Source organism: Sulfurimonas sp. (assembly GCF_027056685.1).
In the GTDB taxonomy this organism is placed as follows: Bacteria; Campylobacterota; Campylobacteria; order Campylobacterales; family Sulfurimonadaceae; genus Sulfurimonas.
Genome location: NZ_JALUKE010000168.1, coordinates 1 through 2,633, shown reverse-complemented (window position 1 = coordinate 2,633; position 2,633 = coordinate 1). Strand labels below are relative to the sequence as shown.

Here is a 2,633-nt window from a genome sequence, read left to right as displayed (position 1 = left end):
ATAGTATATAGAAATTATTAAAACATTTTTTTTCATTTTTCTACCGCTTTACATCTGTTAAAATTTTTACAAGATTAGCTAACACTTTCTCTTTACTAAACTCACTTTTTACAAAATTTATGGCTTCTGTATTTATTTGTAATCTTAAATCATCAAAAAGTCTCTTCTTCTGCGAAATTTTCTCTGCCAATTCAGTAGCACTTTCAAAATAAATAGTATATGGAAATTTATAATTTCTAAAAACATATCTACCCAAAGAGAGTGCTTCAATAACAGAAAAAGCAATTCCATCATGAGAAGCATTTCTAATATAGCAAACACTTTTTTGTAACTCTTTATACATATCGACCCAACCAAGCAGTGTTATATTTTTTGGTAATGCTACATTATATGCATCAATTCCAGCTACTTTAAACTCTATATCTTTTAATTTATTTGCGACCTCTATTAAAGTGTCTAAGCCATAAAACTCTTCTTTGCCCTTGCCCAAGTAAGTTAAAATCGAAAAACTCTTTGGAAGTTCAAATGTATCACTATTTTCAATTATACAATAAGTTTGTATTTTTGCATGAATACTAATCTCTTTTAACTCTTCTGCTATCCAGTCAACTTCACAAAGAAATATACTCCTTTTTAACAGTTGCTGATTTATATTTCCTCTTTTGTAATCTTCAACCGCACCCAAAACATCACTACCAATAAAATGTTGCACAATTTTCTTATTGAGTTTTAATGCTAAATTCAATGCTCCACCACCACTGACTGTAGCACTCAAACTATAGACAACATCAATTTTCAAGATATTAAAAATAAATTTTATTTTATCAAACACTTTTGCATTTGTGTCATAGAAGATATAACTATTTTTTGTATCATATTGAGCTAATTGCTTTGTCAAAATCGGTCCAAAATGATTATTACCAATTATTGCTACATTCATAATGAAGCCTGTAGAATTCTTTTAAACCACCATAAAGTATAAATATAAAAGGAACACATAAAAAGAGAGATGCTACAAAGAAGAGTTGTAAAATCATAGTGAAATATATTTCCAACGAACAGTATCAGCAACATTCCGATATTAACAATAAGATTCAAATAAAAAAACTTCTTTTGCTTTTCCAATATAATGGGAATATGACTAATTGGTGATATTAAAAAATTCATAAACAGATAGGGAATAAGTAACTGACTATATTCTCCTGCCACTCTCCACTTCTCACCAAATACAAACGCAAATAACTCCGGTGCTATGAAAAAAAGCAATACAAAAAAGGGAACTGCAATCAAAAAAAGTTTCACAACAACACTTTTAGCATAAGAGTAAAGGTCCTCACCATTGTTGTGCAAAGTTGTAAATTTTTTATACAAAACCTGTCCTAATGCTGAGCCTATAATTCCAACAGGCACTTGTAGAGCTCGCAAAGAGAGTGCATAAAATCCTAATACAGTAGTTCCAAAAAAAGTTGAAATTAGCATTACAGAACCGCTTGAGCGTAAAATATCACTAAAGGCATGCAAGGAGTTTACTAAAGGAAAGTCTTTATATTTTTTCATCTGTGTTATCATACTTTTTTTATTTATCTCTTTTAAACACTCTTTATCATTTTTTACAAACTTATCTACCAGTACAAACGCAGCAACTGCACGACCTAAAATATTTCCAAGAATCAGCCCTCCATTTATAGAAAAATATCCCAAAAGAGGCTGCATTGACCCAATAGCAAAGCTTTGAGCAATTTGAGAACTTGACATAGCTTTAAAGTACTCCTTTCGGTTTGACCAATAGTTAAAAGTTTGTATAAGACCTGCAAAAAGGAGAGAAATAGGAACAAGAAAAATCAAATTTCCTACAGATTGAGCATTAAAAAGTTGTAAAATTTCATCTTTAAACAGGAGCATAATAAGTGTTGTCAATACTACCAAAGAAACTGTGATTAAAAGTGCAAGTGCCAATATATTGATAGCCTCTTCATCACTTCTAGGCAAAACTATTGCCATCTCATATCTTGCCGTAATCACAATTGAAATAAATCCGACAATAGCTAAATACAGAGCGAAAACTCCAAAATATTCAGGAGTATAAATCCTCGTCAATATTGGACTTATTGCAATAGGAATTGCTTGCGCTATAGTCGTTCCAGTCATTAGAGTTAAGACATTTTTGCTAAATTCTGACTTTGGTTTTAATTTATTGAGCATTTCTAACTCTCAAAAAAATTGGAAATCTAGGTTTTCCATACTTTGTCATCTCTTTATATTTAAAAGTAATTATATCCCCTATTTTTGGAGGATTACTCCTCTGTGCATCACTAAATCCTGAGCCTATTTTAAAGAGGGTTTCGTTTGGAAGTTTGCACTCTACAGAGCCCATTTTATCACTATATTTACCTTTGCCTTTAAGAATTTTCACCACTTCGCACTCTGTATCGTAAAAACTTTTTACCTTCAGTGCTTTTGAGGTTCTTTTGTTTATATACGCTGCGTTTGGATCACGCACCACAACACCTTCCCCACCTAATTTTTCAACACTTTTTAAAAACTTTTGCAAATCTTCTTTACTTTTGACATATTTTTGGGGAATTATGCGTATATTTTTGCCCTCATAAGGCTTCACTTTTGCAAGACGCTCA

The 2,633-nt window shown here is 31.3% G+C and carries 2 protein-coding genes and 1 pseudogene; all 3 read right to left on the bottom strand.

Annotated elements, in window-relative coordinates; all coding sequences use genetic code 11:
* Window positions 1-40: 40 nt before the first annotated feature.
* Window positions 41-940, bottom strand: coding sequence for a glycosyltransferase (locus tag MVY38_RS07380; RefSeq protein ID WP_297484820.1), 900 nt, complete (start codon window positions 938-940; stop codon window positions 41-43).
* Entirely contained in the window at window positions 937-2,202 is a 1,266-nt protein-coding gene (locus tag MVY38_RS07375; protein WP_297484818.1) for an oligosaccharide flippase family protein, read from the bottom strand. Before MVY38_RS07375 ends, MVY38_RS07380 begins: the two co-directional genes overlap by 4 nt.
* Window positions 2,192-2,633 (bottom strand): annotated as a pseudogene (locus tag MVY38_RS07370) (DNA ligase); the annotation flags it as partial. The gene MVY38_RS07375 and the pseudogene MVY38_RS07370, both read right to left, overlap by 11 nt.